A 20,679-nucleotide genomic window follows, 5' to 3' on the forward strand; every position below is an offset into this window, starting at 1 on the left:
GTGCTGAGTGTGCGCAAAATTCATATCTTTGATACTACGCTGCGTGACGGAGAGCAATCTCCTGGAGTCAATCTGAACACGCGAGAGAAACTGGAGATCGCTTATCAGCTTGAAAAATTGGGAGTGGACCGGATGGAGGCTGGTTTTCCGGCAGCCTCCCCGGGCGACCTTGCTGCAGTAAATGCCATTGCTAGAGCGGTAAAAAACTCAACCGTTATTGGACTTTCGCGTTCTAGAGAACAGGATATTGAAGCTGTTCGGGAAGCGCTTCAAGGAGCACAAGATCCGTGTATCCACCTATTTCTAGCTACTTCGCCAATACATCGTCAGCATAAACTTCGTATGGACAAAGCACAGGTGCTTGATACAGCAAGGTCTGCAATTCGGTATGCGAAACGTTATTTTTCCAAAATTGAATTTTCACTCGAAGATGCCGGTCGTACAGAACATGACTTCTTAGTTGAAGTGACGTCAATGGCAGTCCAAGAGGGAGCAGCCGTTGTAAATATCCCGGATACGGTAGGTTATTTGTATCCAGAAGAATACGGTAATCTATTCAGAATATTAAAAGCGCAAGTACCGGATATTGAGAAGGTGCAACTCAGCGCTCATTGTCATAATGATTTAGGTATGGCGACTGCCAATACACTGGCTGCGATTATGAATGGAGCAGATCAAATTGAAGGTACGGTTAACGGAATTGGGGAACGTGCCGGAAATACAGCTATCGAAGAAATAGCGATGGCTTTAGAGACAAGACAAGAATTGTTTGGTGCTAAAACAACACTTCAATTATCTGAGATTGCTCGGACCAGCCGGCTCGTCAGCAGATTAACGGGTATGGTCGTCCCTGGTAATAAGGCGATCGTCGGTGCTAACGCATTTGCTCATGAGTCAGGTATTCATCAGGACGGCATGCTCAAAGAAAAAACAACCTATGAAATCATGACACCAGAAACTATTGGACTGAAAGAGAGCAAGCTTGTACTTGGTAAACATTCAGGTCGGCATGCTTTCCGTGAAAAATTGGTTGAGCTTGGATTTATCCTTCAGGAGGATGAAGTAAACCAGGCGTTTGCACAATTTAAAGATCTTGCAGATAAGAAAAAAGAAGTGACGGATGATGATCTAATCGCTCTCTTAGAAGAAAAGTTAGTCGATATTCCAGAGGTGTTCAAACTCCAGGAGATGTATGTCACTTATGGAGATGCCTCTGTACCTACTGCTAGAATCAGTCTTTGCTTGGAAGACGATAAATATGTGACATCAGAAGCAGAGGGAAATGGTTCGGTAGATGCGATCTATAATGCGATTGATAAAGCAAGTGGAGAAGATGTTATCCTTGCTGATTATTCCATTAAGTCCGTTACTCACGGTAAAGATGCTTTAGGTGAAGTACATGTCGTCCTAAGGCAGGATAAGATGACGGTGCAGGGACGCGGAGTAAGTACCGACATACTTGGGGCGAGCGCGCGTGCTTATGTAGATGCTCTCAATCATCTTGTTGAGAAACGTAAAACATATACAGAGCGTATTAATGTAAATTTATAAAATCATGATGATTCGATAAAAAAAGCCCTTTTTGGAACTTTCCTCAGCTGAGTAAAGATTCCTAGAAAGGGCTTTTCGAGTAACTTTTATATTATGAAATTAATTCAATTCACAGTTTATATAGGTCTACCAAGCATACGCATTAGGTGCATGTCCGCCAGGTCCTGGGAAAATTTCATCTAGACGTTTCATCGTAGATTCATCAAGGCTTACCTCAAGTGCACCCAGTGTACTTTCAAATTGCTCCATGGTTCGAGGTCCGATGATCGGAGCAGTTACTGCAGGATTTGCTAGCAGCCAAGCAAGAGCAACGTTATCCTGAGGTTCACCGAGTTCACGGCAGAGTGCAGCAAATTGCTCCAACTGCTCCCTGTGCTGATCGATGTAAGCTGCATTATTACCGGTTCGAGTACCTTCTAATTTTTTAAGGGCATTACGGCCAAGCAATCCACCATCCAGCGGACTCCAAGGAATAATCCCAAGTCCTAAATTTTGAGCAGCAGGAAGGACTTCAAGTTCCGGAAGCCGGCAATTGAGGCTATATTTATGCTGTTCCGAAATGAGTCCGAGGAAATGCCGCTGTTTGGCAGCACTTTGGGCAACCGCAATTTGCCAACCTGCAAAATTACTAGAGCCGACATAGCCGATTTTCCCCTGTGCAATGCTGACTTCAAACGCTCCCCAAAGTTCTTCCCATGAAATGACGGGATCCACGTGGTGCATTTGGTAAAGTTCAATATGATCCGTTTGAAGACGCTGTAATGATCCTTCCAGGTGACGGCGAATTTTATAGGCAGATAAACCTGCGTCATCATTAGGACCATCCGTCTGATCCTGCATGGAACCATAGACTTTTGTAGCGAGTACCACTCTTTCACGGCGGCCTCCGCCTTGTTTAAACCATCTGCCGATAATCTTTTCTGTTAAGCCGGAATGTTCACCCCAACCGTATACATTTGCTGTATCAAAAAAATTGATTCCTGCATCAAGAGCTGCATCCATAATTCGGAATGCCTCTTTCTCATCTGTTTCGGGACCAAAGTTCATTGTACCAAGACATAGTTTACTTACTTTTAAACCAGACTTACCCAGGTAACTGTATTGCATAGTCCACTCACCCTTCCTCATAGGAACCAAATTTACCTTTCTATGTTATTGTAAACGGTTAATTCAAGTTCGATCAACTGATTTACTTACAATCCTTTGAATGAATTACGAAATTGATTTACCCGTTATAGTCTAAACCTATTAAAGCAATAGATTCTATATCTTGGTCAAATCCACCACATCTATGGTACAAAGGTATATAAGAAGTTTACAACGACGAGAAAATAGAAGTTTATGATTTTACATAAAAAAGGAGCGTGTTGTTTATGTCAGATGTGAAGAAGATTGCGGTCATCGCAGGAGATGGGATCGGCCCTGAGGTTGTTGCGGAAGCAGAGAAAGTATTGAAACGGACGGAGGAAATATTCGGTTATACTTTTGAAACCACTCATGCCTTATTCGGCGGGATCGCTATTGATCAAAAAGGAACACCGCTTCCGGAAGAAACGCTCGAAGTATGTCAGAATGCAGACGCAGTTCTGCTTGGAGCAGTGGGTGGCCCTAAGTGGGATAATAACCCGAAAGAACTTAGACCAGAAACAGGATTACTGGGAATCCGCAAGGCACTTGGTTTATTTTCTAATTTACGCCCGGCTGTTGTATTTGATTGTTTGAAAGATGCGTCTACCTTGAAACCGGAAGTTCTCGAAGGAACGGACTTAATGGTCGTAAGAGAACTGACTGGAGGAATCTATTTCGGTGACAAACTTCGCAGACAAGGAGAGCACGGGGAAGAAGCAGTTGATACCTGTGTTTATAACGTAACTGAAGTGGAACGTATTGTTAGACAGGCTTTTGAAATCGCACAGAAGCGGAAAAAGAGACTTGCATCTGTAGACAAGGCTAATGTACTGGAAACATCGAGACTTTGGCGTGAAGTGGTAAACCGTGTAGCTCCTGACTATCCTGATGTAGAAGTAGAACATGTACTCGTTGATAACTGTGCAATGCAGCTTCTTCGCAGGCCTGCTAGCTTTGATGTCATTGTAACCGAGAATATGTTTGGAGATATTCTAAGTGATGAAGCAGCGATGTTGACGGGTTCGATTGGGATGCTATCTTCTGCATCTTTGGGAGAAGGTAGCTTCGGATTGTATGAACCGGTACATGGTTCCGCTCCTGATATTGCAGGACAAGGAGCAGCGAACCCTATTGCTACGATCCTATCTGTCGCTTTAATGTTCCGGATGACTTTTGGATATGAAGATGCAGCAGATGCCATCGAAAAAGCAGTAGCTAAAGTGCTGGATGAAGGTCATCGTACAAGCGATATTGCAATAGACAAGAGCCAAGCAATCAGTACTTCAGCGATGGGAGATTTAATCGTGAAAAATATGGAGAAATCGACACTAGTTTCTTCCTATTAAATAGGTAACGATGGAGAGTAGATATTCTTTAGATTCCGTATGTATTACGGAGAAGAGAGTAGCTGCTCACGATCCTCTTCATGAGTTGCCAATTTGACTTTGAGTTAGACGAGTGATAGGATCTATATATTATTCGTAAAGTGGGCTAAGGATCTTGAATACATTTTCTTTTCCTCAGCCGGTCAGTAACCTATAAATTTCCGCATTTTTCAAAAATAATAGACAAGCCCTTACAGCATTTTTATGTTGTGAGGGCTTTTTTCACCAAATAACGCGGATACCTTTTTTTTACAAAAAATTGCGTTTAAGAATAGGAAAAAAGGTGTTATAAGGGGTAGGGAATCTTTTTTTCTTATAAAGAGGAAAACGAACTGTCATAACGAATAGGGTAAAAGAATACGCTATTGAACATAATGTAAATAATGCATCCGGTGCGTTTCTACAAGGAGGGTGAACAAATGAGTTTTTGTTGTGGAGCAAGTATGATTGGAACGAAGGGAACATTAAAACATTACCGTACGCAGGTCCACAATGTTCCCCTGCTCTTTTGTCCAGTATGTCATCGGGTAGAAGTCCATTACAAAGTAGAGAATGAATATGAAATATTAGCTGAATATGCACATGGTGATGGTGCTTCTGAGATTGACTTTCAAGATTATGTAATGGAAGACGAAGATACGATTTATGAGAACTGTGTAAACCGTGAAAATGAAGATCCGCTCGAAGTCGTCCAAAGACAAATCGATACGTCTCTTGACTTGCTGTCCATAGCCAAAAATATAAAAGACGAGAAGTGGGAGAGCGAATTAAAGCGCAGGCTTGCTGTCATGAGTAAAAAACGCTCAAAACTTAAGCACAATCAACCGGGAAGACAACCATAGTATGTCTGTAAATGACGACCTTTGCCCTAGGGCAGAGGTTTTTTTATTGAGAAGTCATTCTTTATACCTGAACGAAAAGGGTTTATCTCAATTATTTCTGTTTATTCGACAGTATCTCTGATTGACTAGGATTGGTAACCTTGTCTATGATAAAATAGACTTCTTTCAAAGCGGAATCAGCTAATTTAATAACATTGGCTCACATAATCACTATTCCGTATCGGAAAATAGATCTTCCCATTATTGGATACATGACTTAGAAACAAAGGAATGCGTAATATTTGGACTACCTCTATACTTACTCTACGAAAGTCTTAAGAAAGGCAAACCCAATGCCCTTCTGATGGGAAGACACCACACTTCAAGGTAGACGGTCTCACTGTTCTGCGACCATTGCTAGTCCGATCGGCAAGTTCCATTTAAGTAAAAAGGGGGAACCTGAGTATGATCAGTGAGTTTCAGGACACTTTGATTTCTGCCAATGAGGCTTTTCCACTAAGGCATCTCGATAATAGTAATTATGAGAACATTTTGGAACATTTGGACAGTGGAATCATGTTGTTTGATAGCGAAGGTTTTCTAACTTTTATTAATGTGCAGATGGCAAAATTGCTGGAGCTTCCAAGGCATCAGTTACTTGGATGTAACGTCCTTCGGTTAGTTCAACATCCTTATATCAGCCGGTTCAAAAAGAAGAAAATTCTCAGGATATATCGAGAGACCATTTTTCATCGTAAGCGCTATCATGAGCTGCTTGATGAGTATGGGAAACATTGGCTGATTACGATTACCTATGGTGATCAGATGGATGGGAATTTTCTGCTGAGTGTTAAAGACGTATCGGATTTCAAACAAATTGAACAGACCGCTTATCAAAATGACAAACTTGCAATGCTTGGTCAAATATCCGCTTCAATAGCGCATGAAATTCGAAACCCACTTACCGCTATTCGGGGGTTTATTCAATTGCTTCGTCCTCATTTGCTGCAGCTGGGCAAGGACGAATATGCGAAAATTATTTTGACAGAAATTGACCGGGCTAACGATATTATTTATGAATTCTTGAATTCTTCAAAACCTTCAGCGCCTCAGAAAACGGTCATTCCTATCCAGTCTTTACTTAAAGAAATAGTCCTGCTTACAGAGAGTGAAGGTTTAATGAATGGCTGTGAGATACAGCTGAATAATGATCTGACTCCCCTTTATGTCTCTATTGATGTAAAACAGATTAAACAAGTCATGCTGAACATAGTGAAAAATGCGATGGACGCTATGGATCCTGTAGGAGAAGACTATTCTGGCATCATTCAGATTGATACGCATGAGGAGCAAAGTCAGGTAGTCATCTCGATAAAAGATAATGGCCATGGGATGGACAACAACACACTGGTTCGATTATTTGATCCATTTTTTACAACGAAAGAGACAGGGACGGGACTTGGACTGTCTGTCAGCTATCGTATCATTAAGAATCATGGTGGGACTATAGCTGTACATAGTAAAGTAGGAGAAGGGACCGAGTTTAAAATCTCCCTGCCTCTCGTATAGATTATCTTTTGCGATTTAGATCCTCTTCATTAAAGTAGGCCAGGAGCTAGAGCAGCTCCCGGCCTGTTTTGTTTTTGTAGGTATGACGAAGGGTATATATGGAGTAGTAGGGAACACGTGTATAAATGAATCAATTTCATAATACCTTTAGTTGCTTTAATCAGAACGATATACCGATTGGGAGATGAAGATATTGACGTACAACACATTAGAAGTCACATGGAAAACTGCGATTCCTGTAGAATCACTTGAGGCACATGCCGTCATATGTTTGGTATCAGAAGCCGAGTGGATTACGGGACATTTTCCGGAATCATGGAAGCAAGCGATTATTTCGGTAAAAGAAAGAGGACTTTTTAATGGATCCGAGAATCAACTGTTCACCATCCCTGTAAAGCAGGGGAGTGCCGCTGCTACACTTGTTTTAGTAGGAACAGGGGAGCATCCCATGAGTGTGGATGAGCTCCGTAATCTCGCTGCAAAAGCAGCCAAAGCTTCGCTGCAGGTCAGCGCAGATGAAGTGGTATTTGCTATGCCTTCCTCGCTGGTGTCCTATTCCGATACACTTGATATTTCCAAAGTAGCACACGCTTTAACGGAAGGTTTTATTTTAGGTGCATATCGGAGAAAAAACTATAAACAGAAGCAAAAAGCTTATATAGGCCCAAGTAAACTTACTTTTCATCAGGAAAAGATCACAGACCCTGATTTTCAAAAAGAATGGGAGAAAGGGATCGAGCGGGGGCAAGCTTTTGCGGCAGGGACCAATTATGCCAGAGATTTAACCAATCTTCCAGGGAATATGCTCGTTCCTGAAGATCTTGCCGTAGCCTCCAAACAACTAGCTGAGAAACATGGACTAGAGTATTCCATTTTAGATGAAAGAGAACTCGAGGAAAAAGGGATGGGCGGAATTCTCGCTGTAGGGAAAGGTAGCATACATCCGCCAAAAATGATCGTAATTAAGTATCAAGGAAAAGAAACATGGGATGGCGACATTGTAGGACTTGTAGGTAAAGGAATTACCTTTGACACAGGCGGCATTTCTTTGAAACCACGTGTCGGTATGGAAGAAATGATCAGTGATATGGGCGGTGCGGCAACCGTGCTCGGCGCACTTGAGACATTATGTATCCTTCGTCCGAAACTAAACACACTTATAATTATTCCTACTGCTGAGAATATGCCTTCTGGCAGTGCATTCAAACCAGGTGATGTCATTACCACTCTTAGCGGCAGAACCGTTGAAATTCTAAATACAGATGCAGAAGGAAGAGTTGTACTTGCTGACGGTATGACCTACGCGAAGGAATTAGGTGCAACTAGCCTTATCGATGTAGCAACGTTAACCGGAGCTGTATTATCGGCTCTTGGAGATGTTGCCACTGGTGCGGTATCGAATGATGAGACGTTCTTGAGTCGGTTTATTTCGGCTTCGAGACGAACCGGTGAAAAAGTATGGCCGCTTCCTGCGTATCCTGAATTCCAAGAGATGCTGAGAAGTGATGTAGCAGACTTACGAAACAGTACAGGACGAAATGCAGCTTCAAGTACCGCTGGTTTGTTTATAGGGACCTTTGCTGACGGGATGCCTTGGATTCATCTTGATATTGCTGGAACGGCATTTCTTTCGAAAGAGCGAGGTGTAAATCCGAAAGGAGCCACCGGTGTTATGGTTCGTACCATTGTGGAGTGGATCACAAGCGTGGAATAAGAATAGGATTTGTAATTATAGATTAGGTATATGTCTTGGAGAAACCAGGGGATATACCTTCTTTTTTTACATAAAATGCATGTTTTCTGGCGTTGTGATAAAATAAAACACATATATGAAAACGTTTCCTAATTACAAATACAAAGGTGGTTTTTCTGTGGTTGAGGCGGAAATCAAGGCAATTGCGAATATGGCCCAAGAACTGAGAACAAGTATAGCGAAGTACATGATCGGCAAAGAAGAATCGGTAGATTTGTTACTGACCGCACTGATCGCTTCGGGCCATATCTTATTGGAAGATGTTCCGGGGACAGGTAAGACGATGCTCGCTAAAACGGTAGCTGCTTCGATGGAATGTTCATTTCGGCGGATTCAGTTTACTCCTGATTTATTGCCGTCGGACTTGACGGGAATCCATTTCTACAACCAGAAAGAGGGACAGTTTGAGTTTAGGCCAGGCCCATTATTTGCGAATATCGTATTAGCGGACGAGATTAATAGAGCAACGCCGAGAACACAATCCAGTTTGCTAGAGTGTATGGAAGAGAGGCAAATTAGTGTGGATGGACAAACTCATGTACTATCCAAACCTTTTATTGTCATAGCAACGCAGAATCCAGTCGATAACCAGGGGACTTTTCCGCTGCCAGAAGCGCAAATGGATCGATTCATGTTGAAAATGAATTTGGGGTATCCATCCCATGCCGAAGGCATTGAAATCTTGAAACGGACGATAGAAGGCGGTTTCCAGACTTCCATAACCCCCGTGATCACACAGGAGGATATGATTTCAGCCCAGCAATCCTTTAAGTCCGTTCAAGTCGAGGAAGATCTCCTCCAGTATATGATTGCTATCGCAGAGGCTACAAGACGTCATCCTGATATTGCCCTTGGTGTAAGCCCGAGAGGAACACAGGCGCTGCTTAGAGCTAGCCAAGCTCGGGCTGCGATAAGAAACAGGGACTACGTTCTGCCTGACGATATCAAAGCGCTCGCTCTGCCTGTTTTATCTCATAGACTTGTGCTCCACCAAAGATCAAGACAACAGGAAGGGAAGGCTGCTGCCCTGCTTCAAAGTATCATTGAACAAATCCCTGTCCCGAGTGAAAACATGGCTTCAGAAAGCAGTATAGGCTAGCTTATGGATCTCTTATGGTTTATTGTCGTCGGTCTTTTGCTGATTTTGGTGGAGCAAGCGATATTTGGAATTCCTGTGCTAAGGCGCGTTACGTATTCGAGAGAATTTGAAAAAGAACGCTGTTATGCAGGTGATCAGTTAGTTATGACGGAAAAGATTGCTAATGAAAAAAGACTGCCTATTCCTTGGCTGCGTCTAGAAGCGATGATGCCTGCTTCCTTTTCTTTTCAAACAGGAGAAGAAATGGGGATCAGTAAAGGAAACATTTATCAAAATCATCAAAGCGTGTTTACGATGAGACCCTTCACTAAAATCTCAAGAAGACACTTTGTGGTATGTCAGAAACGGGGTGTTTATCAGATGGAGACGGTCACGATGACGGGGGGAGATCTCTTTAATATCTACTCTACAAGTCAAAAGTTGCCCGTATCCATTGCATTGACTGTGTATCCGGCAATCCTCTCGGATCATGAAATGCCGTCGAACTTCGAAGTATGGCAAGGAGAACTAGAAGTATCCAGGTGGATCGTGGAAGATCCCTTTTTAATCGTAGGGGTTCGTCCTTATGGGGAAAGTGATCCAATGAATCGTATTCACTGGAGCGCTACCGCAAGGACAGGCGATCTTCAAGTATTTAAACAGGGCTTCAGTTCTGACCCACAGACGATGATCCTATTTAATATACAAGAATCGGAAGAAATGTGGAGTGTAGTGACAAGACCAGAGCTGGTGGAGCGAGGCTTGTCTTATGCGGCAACTGCAGTCAGTTATGCGGCAGGCAGAGGGCTGAAGGCGGGGTTTGCACACAATGCTTATTCGGAAAAGGCAGATACAAGTGTTCGGATTGAGGCGGATTATGGCTCTGTTCATGCAGAATATATTATGCAAACCATGGCTGAGGTTCAATTGAAGTGTCTTATGCCAATGGAACAAATGCTGCGGGATGAAGCTGACCGGCAAGAAGATGAGGAACGGAAGCTCGATTATTTACTGATTACCGCCTATGTGTCACAAGCGATGGAAACCCAGTTAGCAAGACTGCGAAACGCAGGTAACCGGATCACCGTCCTGTTCATAGAGGATAAGGAGGGGGGAAATGAATAAGAAACAAACCTATACTTTTCCTGTTCTAGCTATACTACAAGGCGCTGCCGAATTAATTTATAGCTATGCTCTTATTGTTATTTTATCTGTCTATGTTCTAGGGATTTCACCTATATATGTGCTCTGTATTGGTTTTGTTGCGATCAGTGCCGGGGTATTGGGCGGAAGAGTGCTATATATGAAGAGTTCAACATTTGCTGTTGTTGCAGCTGTACTTGGTGGAATGTTAATTACCACTGCGGCTTTAATGGCAGGATCTGCGGAGAGTCGTCTACTTTTCATCATAGCAGGTGTCGTTCTTGGCGGAGCTGTAGGCTATCGGGGATTTTATTTGCAGAAGCATATCGAGCATTCGATTTTTATATCAGGGAAATATCGGTTATTTGGTCTCATATCATTGGTGGTGCTCAGTTTTTTTGTCGGAAGGTATCCTTCGCTTACGCCATACAGTGTGGGGGTTTATGTAAGCGGACTGGTTAGTTTTATATTGCTGCTCTGGAATCGTCATAGCCAGGAAATGCGCAAGGTTACTCTTGATCCAAAAGGGCAAAGGCCGCTCGTAAGGAGTTTTACAAGGATTAATCAATTGCGTACCTTGATCTTCATCACTATCGTTTTATTTGTCGGAGCATTTCAGCGCTTATCAGAAGTAGCTGCCTCTGTATGGAGTTGGTTTACTGCTTGGGTGAGAAATCTATTTAGCAGTGAGACTCCGCAGGAGAATATCCCTAACTCTACAGGAGTTACGGAGGTTCTTCCTCCCTTTCTGCCTAATGAGGAGAAAATTCCGCAAGAACCATCGCCTATTTGGGAATTTTTGCTGAGAACATTTGTCTTTTTGGCAGCTATCATAGTGCTATGTTTTATACTTTATAAGGCTTGGAAATTATTTTTGAAGTTCACTGAGTATCTAGAACATCGTAAAAAGAACCCAATGCCTGGCGTCCCGCCTAAAACGGCATATATAGATATCATTGAAACGATTGAAGAAAAACCGAAGAAGAAGAACTGGCTTCGTTTCTTTCAAAGAGAATCCGTGCCGAGCGATCCTAAGGAACGTATTCGGTATTATTATCGAGAATACATTCTCCGGGTCAAAGGACAGGGGCTTGAGATCCCAGTTCATCTAACTCCTTTTGAAGTGAAACAAGAGCTGGATAAGATAAAGACGACAGCGAAGACAGAAAGAACGAATAAAAAACATAAGGATGACTTGGGAGCAGCTCCTGATGACCTATTCCCCTTATATAACAAAGTTAGGTATGGAAAGAGAAATGTAAGTGAAGAAGCGATTCAACAAATAGATAGGGAATGGAAGACAAATCAATAGGTAAACCTTCCCTTTACTTTTCCTTCTACGTTCAAGTATCATGGTAGAAATAGATAAAGATGCCAAAGGAGCTTATGCATGAAGACATTGACGAACACAAGCAAAATTGTAGATTGCACGATTCGAGACGGCGGTCTCGTAAACAATTGGGATTTCAGCGTTGAGTTTGTCCAAGGACTTTATGAAGGGCTGAATGAAGCAGGGGTAGAGTACATGGAGATTGGGTATAAAAACTCTCCCAAGTTACTTAAAGGAGCAGAAAAAGCAGGACCATGGCGCTTTTTGAATGATGATTTTCTGCGTAAAGTGATCCCGCAAAAAGGAAATACGAAATTATCTGCTCTGGTTGATATTGGCAGAGTAGACGAAGCCGATATTTTACCTCGTAGTGAAAGTATGCTGGACTTAATTCGTGTAGCTTGTTATATCAAGGATGTGGACAAAGGTCTTGAGCTTGCACAGACTTTCCATGACCGCGGTTACGAGACAACACTGAATATCATGGCTCTTTCTAACGTTATGGAGAATGAACTTTTAGAAGCTTTTGAAATGATTAATGAGAGTGTTGTAGATGTAGTATACATCGTAGACTCATACGGCAGCTTGGATCATAACGACATTAAATATCTCGTTGAGAAATTCAAAAAGCATCTTCCTAATAAACGACTCGGTGTACATACACATAACAATATGCAACTAGCTTTTTCAAATACACTAATTGCTTCAGAACTTGGTGTAGAACTTCTTGATGCATCTGTATATGGAATGGGGCGTGCGGCCGGCAATTGTCCGACAGAACTGCTTATTGCTCATTTGAAGGGAACCAAGTACAAACTGCGTCCTGTTCTAAGCGTGCTGGAAAACTGGCTTGTGCCTTTGCGAGAAAAGGAAGAATGGGGTTATCTCCTGCCTTACATGGTTACAGGACATCTTGATGAACATCCCCGTTCAGCAATGGCTCTTCGTGCTTCGGAAAGTAAAGATCAGGTCGTAGAATTCTACGACAAGCTCACCACACCCGAAGTTAATTTTGAATAGACAACAAAGTAGCAAAAAATTTGCTTGATAATTAGACGCTCTATGTGATATTCACATAGGGCGTTTTTTTGTGTTCAATCCTTGATTTATATGTCTTTAGAACTACAAAATACGTTGTTATGCATCGTTGTTCACAAAAAAAGATACACGATTCCTTGTAAAAATGGTATTATAGTCCAATAAAGCGGAAGAATAATGTTGAAATGTGTCATATTAGATTAAATTTTTGGACAACAAGTAAAATGGTTTTAGTTATAGATGAATGGAGGCATAGAAAATGTTATGAACTTTATAAATGGATATCACAAATCCATCAAATTGGTGTTAGCGGGTTTGTTCTTATGTTTATTGACTCCATGGATACCAGGTTCATTATCATCACTTGTAAATCAACAATTTTTTCATCTATTAGGTCTTGGAATTTCATTAGTTTCTATGATTATTTGTTTATCTGCTTATAATCAGAGCAGGATGCAGGCAAAAGGGGACCAAACCAGGAATGGACAATACTTTTCTTACGTCTTCTTTGCTGGAGGACTGCTTGAACTTTTGTTATTTCTTTATTACGGGGAAATTACGATAGGTAATGAACGGTTGGTTGATTCCATAGATGTACTTGTCATTATTTTTATGGCTCGCTTAATCTGTGTGCTGTGTATGTTGTTTCTCGGATTTAAGCTGCCTGCAAAGCAGAAGCCATTCCCAAGATGGGTAAGTTTTACGATGGGGACCTTGTATATCAGTTTTCTTATGTTGATTCTTTACAATAACGGTATAACAGAATATGTTTTCAGCAGTTCTGATCCGTGGTCACAAACGATCAATTCAACTCATTATGTTGTGCATGCATCGCTTCTTTTATTTTTTGTGTTCGCGTTAGCAGGTATTATTTTCTCGCGAAAGAAGCGCAGTAAGGAAATTAATTTCCGGCTGATCCTAGGCGTTTGTTTTTGTATTATAAGCCAAGGTTTTATACTTCGAGTTACTTATGTTCAGGATTTATTCTTTACTTTTTCGATGTTGTTTCAATTGATTTCGTATATTATTTTTCAAAATATTTATTATAACGTCTATATTAAGAGTCCATTAGAAGAGCAAAATGTAACCAGAAAAAAATTAGACTATATGGCTCATTATGATGAGACCACTGGGCTTGGTAACCGGAGATCTTTGCTTCACTATGTGAGCGGATGTCTTGAAAAAGCAGAGACTGATGGTGCACTGTTAGGTTTGCTTGTTATTAATATTAGTCGATTTAAGATCATTAATGATTCCCTTGGTTATATACTTGGGGACCAGCTTTTGAAACAGACAGGGGAACGCTTGCTTGACTATCAAGGGGGAAAAGAAGTCTTTTCTCTTGGAGGAGATCGATATGCAATCGTTATGACCGGAATAGAAAGCGTAGAAATGTTACATAATCGGGTTTATGAAATTTTAGAGCGTGTAAAAGATCCTATTTTTATAAAAGAACGAGAACTATACATTACACCTTCTGCAGGAGTTAGTATATATCCTTATGATGGTGCTAAGCCGGACGAACTTCTTCGTAATGCAAATACGGCTTTATATTTTGCAAAAAATGAAGGACAAGATTTTAATAGGTATACCTTATCTATGAAGAGAGAAGCTCAAGAGAGCTTACAGATGGAACACGATATACGTAAAGGTCTAGAACGTAAAGAATTCTATCTTGAGTATCAGCCGCAGATGAATCTTGCTACCGGTGAAGTGGTTGGAGTAGAAGCGCTTGTTCGGTGGAATCATCCGATGAGAGGACGTATATCACCAATCGATTTTATTCCTCTTGCTGAAGAATGCGGACTTATCGTACCGCTCGGAGAATGGGTGCTTAGAGAAGCGTGTCATCAAAACCGAATGTGGCAAAATCAAGGATACAAACCTTTGACGATATCCGTAAATTTATCGATTCAACAATTTCAGGAAGTACAGCTTGCAGAACGAATTAAACGTGTTTTGCAGGACACAGGCCTTGATCCTGCTTACTTAGAACTTGAAATAACAGAAAGTACGATGTTTGATATGACACAAGGTATGAAAGTACTCGAAAGTATTAAAAAGCTTGGAGTGCAGATCAGTATCGATGATTTTGGTACGGGATACAGTTCACTTCATTATCTGAAAAATCTACCTATCGACCGTCTTAAAATTGATCAGTCCTTTGTTCGGGAACTGATGGTGGATCGTAACAATAAAGCAATCGTATCCACGATTACCTCTATGGCAAAGCATCTTCAGCTCAAAGTGACTGCGGAAGGGGTAGAGAACGAAGATCAACTTTTATTTTTACAAGAACAGCACTGTAATGATGCGCAAGGTTATTTTTTCAGCAGACCACTTGCATCCGTTGATTTTGAATCTAGATTTTTAAAAGCTATTGCCTAAAATTTATTCTCAGAGGATACCCAGCACATGCACTTACCTTTTGTTACGTGAATTCGCATGTGCTGAGACTGAGAAAAATGGATTGTAGTTATAAATTTAAGGTTGCAGAGAAAGTAGAGTTATGATATATTATTTCTTGTCACTAATGAATGACGCACATTCATTTGACGGGACGTAGCTCAGCTTGGTAGAGCACCTGGTTTGGGACCAGGGGGTCGCATGTTCAAATCGTGTCGTCCCGATCGTCACTGTGCGGGTGTAGTTCAATGGTAGAACTTCAGCCTTCCAAGCTGATAGCGTGGGTTCGATTCCCATCACCCGCTTCATAGTAAAGCCTCTTGCCTTAGGCAAGAGGCTTTTTTTGTTCTCGAGAATCTAATTTATAATGAATATAACCAAAGCTTTAGTATAATAGATGAGGACAGTTTGATTTTACATAATGAGGAGGGGATGGGTGGAAAATGGCAGATGAATATGGATCCGCAACAGCAGTCTCCACGGCAACTAATTTCATCATGGAGCAGGAAACAGCAACTACACGTACCTACCGGACGTACGTAAGACTGAGAGAAACGGGTCAGCTTGATTTGAAGTTTTGGCACAGTAATGCGGTAGACTCGACTTGGGATGTAGGGAACAATGCGAAAGGAAGTATGCCTGGCGGTGTATGGGTTATTGAAAGCGCTTATGTAGCGGTTAGCGGGCATAAACGAGATGGCAGCATTATACCTGGCAGCGCAATAAAGGTGACTTTTGATGGAGAAGTAAGCAAAGAAGTGACTCCTGCAGAGAAGTTCTGGAGTGATTCGGTACATATAGATGTTCCGGCAGGACATGATTTAGTATTCTCGTGGACGATTACAGCTTTTGCAGGTAGATCATTCCCATACAATACGGAGGGGCTACTTGTATCTGCTTTTGAAGCGGAGGGGAATAAGGCAGATGAAGAACAAGGAGTCTTGTTTACCGCATCCGAGAATCGTCTTGTTCTGCCAGCTTTTATAGGATATAAAAAACAGGTGAGGGAAGAGATTGTTTTCTTGGGAGATTCCATAACTCAGGGAGTAAGAACGCGAAAAGATGGCTACGAGTACTGGGTTTCTCGCATAGCTGATGGTCTTGGTCCTGAATATGGTATTTGGAATATCGGTTCCGGATGGGCAAGAGCCTATGATGCAGCAACGGATGGCCCTTGGCTTGCTAAATCAAAACAGGGCAGTATAGTAGCAATTGTCCTCGGTGTGAATGATATTGATATTGGAAGTCGAAGCGCGGATGAATTGCTTGCGGACTTATCTATTATTATCCGAAAAATAAAGCAAAATCCAGAGCGCAGGGGTGTGCGGGTGATCTTATTTACGGTGCCGCCGTTTAATTTTACACAGGAAAGAGAAGGAGTGTGGCGAACTGTCAATGAAACGATTCGGACGTGTCCGCCAGAAGGAACGGATGTTGTGTTTGATATTGCCAAAGTTTTATCCTGCCCGGCAACAGAGGAACACCGGATTCAGCCTAAATTCATGAGTAATGAATATGACCCGCATCCAAACGGCATTGCGGGAAGAGAAGTCGCGGATGCTTTTCTAGAGTGGTTTCGCGAACAAAATTTATGAAATACAGAAAATTACAGGTTTAGAAACTAATGATACCGTGTTATACTAACTAACAATTAAAGATGAATGAGAGGTAACCACACGTCCCATGAAGTAAAGCACATGAAATCCTACGGATAACTGCAAACCGATGGTGAAGCAGGTTAGCTGTTTGCGGCTGACGACCCTAGGATAAGTGTGCCTACATTCAGTCATGGGAATGGTGTGGTTTTTTTGTGCTATTTATAAGTTTTTTGTACCTTGAATAAGTTCTGTTCATTAACTATGGCAGAGTAAGGTAGCACATTAAGACCTGGATTTATTTTACCAACCACCCATCTTTAGGTGCATTCATTTCTATAGGCTCTCGTCTTCGCTGCAGGCTGCTTGCTTGCAGTGTTTTAGCTTGCGCGAAGAGAAAGAGGGAGATATTCATATGACGACACTAATTCATATGCATGAAATCAGTAAGGAATGGAACGGTAGACGGCTGTTTGAACATGTAAATCTGGAAGTGAACGAGCATGAGCGAATTGCTATATTTGGCCGTAATGGATGTGGTAAAACGACCTTGCTGCACATTTTGACGGGAAGCGAACAGGCATCAAAGGGGACGCTTACCATTCACTTAGAACCGGAAGAGATTGGATTTATGCGGCAAGATTTCAAAGCAGATGCGGTGGAATCAGTACAAGAAGTTGCGTATAAGGAGAGCGGTGCCTGGGGAGATTTGAAATTAAAATTGCAGAAAGTCGAGGCAAACCTTGTCTCAGGCGATCAAGATAAGATCTCAGAATTAATGGAGCAGTATGGACAGATTACGGAACAATATGAAGCACACGGCGGCTATGCTAGAGAAATAGCACTTGAGAAAATGATGACTCACCTGGGGATTGGAGCAGAGTTATGGAACCGTCCTTATGTATCACTCAGCGGTGGGCAAAAGACTAGACTGCGTCTAGCCGCTTTATTAGCCAGCAAACCCCGGCTTCTTATTCTGGATGAGCCAACCAATCATCTGGATCAAGAAAGTTTGATCTGGCTTGAAGACTGGATTTTATCTTATCCGGGCACTATTATATTTGTCTCGCATGACCGAACTTTCCTAGATCATGTAGCGACGGGGATCTGTGAACTCAGCAAAGACGGTGTCCGTAAATATCCCGGAGGATATGAAGATTATAAGGAACAGAAGAAGCGTGAGCGCAAAGAGCAGGAAACGAAGTACCGCAAACAAGAACTTGCAAAAAAAGCCCTAGAAGAATCCATTCGAAAATATCAAGAATGGTTCGTGAAATCTCACAATAATGCAGGTAATGTGACTGAAACGAGAGCAGCTGCAAGCTATTACAAGGCGAGAGCGAATAAAAACATATCAAGATATCATGCCAAGCAGAAACAGCTGGAACGATTAGAAGGAGAGCGTGTGGAACGACCACGCTTGGGACCGAAAGTCAGTATGGAACTAAAGGATGGTGAGTTCGAAGCCCGCACTTTTGTTCAGCTTCAAGATGTAGAATATCGATACGAAGAAAGTGGAAAACCTGTCATCACAGGAACTACTTTTTCGGTCCAACGCGGGAAGCGACTAGTCCTTCGGGGTCCGAATGGAGCAGGAAAAACAACACTGCTTAAGCTGATCACGGGAAGTTTGACCCCACAGAAGGGTAATGTCGTCCTTCATCCGAAGACAAAGATCGGATATTTTTCTCAGGAGCTGGAAGGTCTTCAGACAGAAATGACATTACTGGACAGTTTACTCGTTAATCCCTACATGACGCAGACCGAAGCTCGCACGGTACTCGGTAATTTTTTGTTTTCAAGAGATGATGCGTTTAAGAAGATAGGGAATCTGAGTATGGGAGAAAAATGCAGAGCGGCATTTATTCGTCTATATTTTAGTGGGGCAAACTTACTAGTTCTGGATGAACCGACTAACTATTTAGATATTGATACACGGGAAGTGATCGAGACAGCTCTGCTTCACTACGAAGGATCTCTTGTATTTGTATCTCATGACCGTACACTTGTTAGAAAGATTGCTAATCAGCTGATTGAGCTGAGCGGAGATGAACAAGGTCAGCTCCAGATATATGATGGAAATGTGGAAGAGTATGAAGACCATCTTGACCGCAAAAATAAAGTTCCAGCAGAGCGTGAGGAAGATAACCGGCGTATGCATTTGCAGCACCGTTTGCATGAATTACTGACAGGATCAGTCACCTCAAATCATCGTAACGGTCAGCCTGCGGATGTAGAGTCTTACTATATGGAAGAGTCTGTTCTTGAGGAAATCCGTCAAATACGTGCTCAGCTTGATGCATATGAGAAGAAGTAGTGCCTATTTTTGAGGTGAGGACTTGATTGGCACTTGTCATTTGCGTATAATAATGTAGCAATGAATATAGAAAACTAAAGGAATGAAGCGAAGCATTATTACACACTTTAGTTTCATCTATATATGAGATTTTAATGAGCAAAATGCGTGGATGGAGAAGAGTACACAGTGCTTTTGTACAGGGAGGAAGCGCCACTTAGATTGAGAGCGTTTCTACGAAATCAGGCTGTCGAAGTTCGCTCCGGAGCAGTTCCTTGAACAGCAGATAGGGTGCCTATGTAAATGCCTTATTTCATGGTCAGTAGAGGATACCGGTTCACGACCGTTACAAACGTGCTAAAGTGAGATTGTTTTCGTACAGACTAGCTCGGTTTTATTATAAAACCATAGATTTATTTAGTCGTACATGAATCTAACAAGGGTGGTACCACGGTCTTTTCGTCCCTTTTTTTGGGGGAGAAAAGGCCTTTTTTATTGATTAAAATCTAAAGAGTTACGAAGGGAGTAACCGCAACATGAAAGAAAGATTGGAAGCACTGCAAGTTGAAGCTCTCGCTGAGCTTGCAAACGTAGCCGATGATAAGGCGCTAAGTGAAATACGTGTGAAATATTTAGGTAAAAAAGGAGCACTCACTGAGATTTTACGCGGTATGGGTGCCCTAAGTGCAGAGGAACGTCCGGTTATCGGTCAAGTGGCGAATGAAGTGCGCGGTGCGATTGAGTCTGTCATTGAGGAAAAACAAACGGCTTTCCAAAAAGAAGAGACTGCGAGACGCCTTTCTAAAGAGAAAATTGATATTTCCTTGCCAGGACGCCGTATGCCTGAAGGAGGTCTTCATCCGTTAACAAAAGTAATTCAGGATCTTGAAGATATCTTCGTTGGGCTTGGTTACAAAGTGGCGGAAGGACCAGAAGTCGAAACCGATTATTTTAACTTTGAAGCACTTAACCTGCCGAAGAACCACCCAGCCCGGGATATGCAGGATTCGTTCTATATTACAGATGACATCCTCATGAGAACACATACTTCTCCCGTGCAGGTTCGTACCATGCAAGCCATGCAAGGAGAAACCCCAGTAAAAGTTATCGTACCAGGAAAAGTATATCGCCGAGATGATGACGACGCGACCCATTCCTTCCAGTTCCATCAGGTAGAGGGGATCGTTGTAGGCAAAAACATCCGTATGAGTGACCTGAAAGGTACCCTTTTACAATTTGTTCGTGAAATGTTTGGTGCTCATACTGAGATCAGACTCCGTCCAAGTTTCTTCCCTTTTACAGAGCCGAGTGTAGAAGTTGACGTTACTTGCATTAAATGCGGCGGTGAAGGATGCAGACTTTGCAAACAAACAGGTTGGATTGAGATTCTCGGAGCAGGAATGGTACATCCAAAAGTGCTGGAGATGGGCGGATACGATCCGGCTGAATACAGCGGTTTTGCATTTGGTATGGGTGTCGAGCGTATCGCTATGCTGAAATATGGTGTAGATGATATCCGTCATTTTTATAACAGCGATATGTCATTCTTGAAGCAGTTTGCAAGATTATAGAATATTCAAATCACA

General features: G+C 42.1%; 14 protein-coding genes and 2 tRNA genes. 15 read left to right on the forward strand and 1 reads right to left on the reverse strand.

Features of this window, described 5'->3' with window-relative positions; all coding sequences use genetic code 11:
• Nucleotides 1-9: 9 nt before the first annotated feature.
• Complete coding sequence (locus PV403_RS02400; protein WP_332083484.1) at nt 10-1,551, forward strand: 2-isopropylmalate synthase; 1,542 nt, start codon at nt 10-12, stop codon at nt 1,549-1,551.
• A 126-nt stretch (nt 1,552-1,677) separates the two neighbouring features.
• On the opposite strand, the gene PV403_RS02405 is transcribed toward PV403_RS02400, so the two are convergent.
• Nucleotides 1,678-2,658: an aldo/keto reductase gene (locus PV403_RS02405; protein ID WP_332083485.1), complete on the reverse strand. Its 981-nt coding sequence runs from the start codon at nt 2,656-2,658 to the stop codon at nt 1,678-1,680.
• 266 nt (nt 2,659-2,924) lie between these two features.
• On the opposite strand from PV403_RS02405, the gene leuB reads away from it, so the two are divergent.
• The 14 genes from leuB to pheS all read left to right on the forward strand — a co-directional run bounded on the left by leuB (nt 2,925) and on the right by pheS (nt 20,664).
• Nucleotides 2,925-4,025 (forward strand): 3-isopropylmalate dehydrogenase, encoded by a 1,101-nt coding sequence (gene leuB, locus PV403_RS02410; RefSeq protein ID WP_332083486.1) that lies wholly within the window; start codon nt 2,925-2,927, stop codon nt 4,023-4,025.
• A 458-nt stretch (nt 4,026-4,483) separates the two neighbouring features.
• Nucleotides 4,484-4,906, forward strand: a complete 423-nt coding sequence (locus PV403_RS02415) for a hypothetical protein (protein WP_160032835.1) — start codon at nt 4,484-4,486, stop codon at nt 4,904-4,906.
• 444 nt (nt 4,907-5,350) lie between these two features.
• Nucleotides 5,351-6,454 (forward strand): ATP-binding protein, encoded by a 1,104-nt coding sequence (locus PV403_RS02420; protein ID WP_332083487.1) that lies wholly within the window; start codon nt 5,351-5,353, stop codon nt 6,452-6,454.
• Between the two features lie 193 nt (nt 6,455-6,647).
• Nucleotides 6,648-8,168 (forward strand): leucyl aminopeptidase, encoded by a 1,521-nt coding sequence (locus PV403_RS02425; protein ID WP_332083488.1) that lies wholly within the window; start codon nt 6,648-6,650, stop codon nt 8,166-8,168.
• A 190-nt stretch (nt 8,169-8,358) separates the two neighbouring features.
• Nucleotides 8,359-9,306 (forward strand): AAA family ATPase, encoded by a 948-nt coding sequence (locus tag PV403_RS02430; protein ID WP_332083788.1) that lies wholly within the window; start codon nt 8,359-8,361, stop codon nt 9,304-9,306.
• A gap of 3 nt (nt 9,307-9,309) precedes the next feature.
• Nucleotides 9,310-10,410 (forward strand): DUF58 domain-containing protein, encoded by a 1,101-nt coding sequence (locus PV403_RS02435; RefSeq protein WP_332083489.1) that lies wholly within the window; start codon nt 9,310-9,312, stop codon nt 10,408-10,410.
• On the forward strand, nt 10,403-11,740 hold the full coding sequence (locus PV403_RS02440; protein ID WP_332083490.1) for a hypothetical protein: 1,338 nt from the start codon (nt 10,403-10,405) through the stop codon (nt 11,738-11,740). The genes PV403_RS02435 and PV403_RS02440 overlap by 8 nt, the downstream gene beginning before the upstream one ends.
• Nucleotides 11,741-11,818: 78 nt before the next feature.
• Complete coding sequence (locus PV403_RS02445) at nt 11,819-12,778, forward strand: aldolase catalytic domain-containing protein (RefSeq protein WP_191797775.1); 960 nt, start codon at nt 11,819-11,821, stop codon at nt 12,776-12,778.
• A 282-nt stretch (nt 12,779-13,060) separates the two neighbouring features.
• Nucleotides 13,061-15,184 carry a putative bifunctional diguanylate cyclase/phosphodiesterase gene (locus tag PV403_RS02450; protein WP_332083492.1) on the forward strand — a complete coding sequence of 708 codons (2,124 nt, stop codon included), beginning with the start codon at nt 13,061-13,063 and terminating at the stop codon, nt 15,182-15,184.
• 168 nt (nt 15,185-15,352) lie between these two features.
• Nucleotides 15,353-15,426 (forward strand) — tRNA-Pro (locus PV403_RS02455).
• Nucleotides 15,427-15,436: 10 nt separating this feature from the next.
• Nucleotides 15,437-15,507: transfer RNA gene (locus PV403_RS02460), tRNA-Gly, on the forward strand.
• Between the two features lie 138 nt (nt 15,508-15,645).
• Nucleotides 15,646-16,797, forward strand: a complete 1,152-nt coding sequence (locus tag PV403_RS02465) for an SGNH/GDSL hydrolase family protein (protein WP_332083493.1) — start codon at nt 15,646-15,648, stop codon at nt 16,795-16,797.
• Between the two features lie 415 nt (nt 16,798-17,212).
• Entirely contained in the window at nt 17,213-19,114 is a 1,902-nt protein-coding gene (abc-f, locus tag PV403_RS02470) for a ribosomal protection-like ABC-F family protein (protein ID WP_332083494.1), read from the forward strand.
• Between the two features lie 515 nt (nt 19,115-19,629).
• Complete coding sequence (gene pheS, locus PV403_RS02475; RefSeq protein ID WP_213532007.1) at nt 19,630-20,664, forward strand: phenylalanine--tRNA ligase subunit alpha; 1,035 nt, start codon at nt 19,630-19,632, stop codon at nt 20,662-20,664.
• Nucleotides 20,665-20,679: the final 15 nt, after the last annotated feature.

It is taken from the genome of Paenibacillus sp. GYB006 (genome assembly GCF_036577645.1).
Lineage (GTDB): Bacteria > Bacillota > Bacilli > Paenibacillales > Paenibacillaceae > Paenibacillus.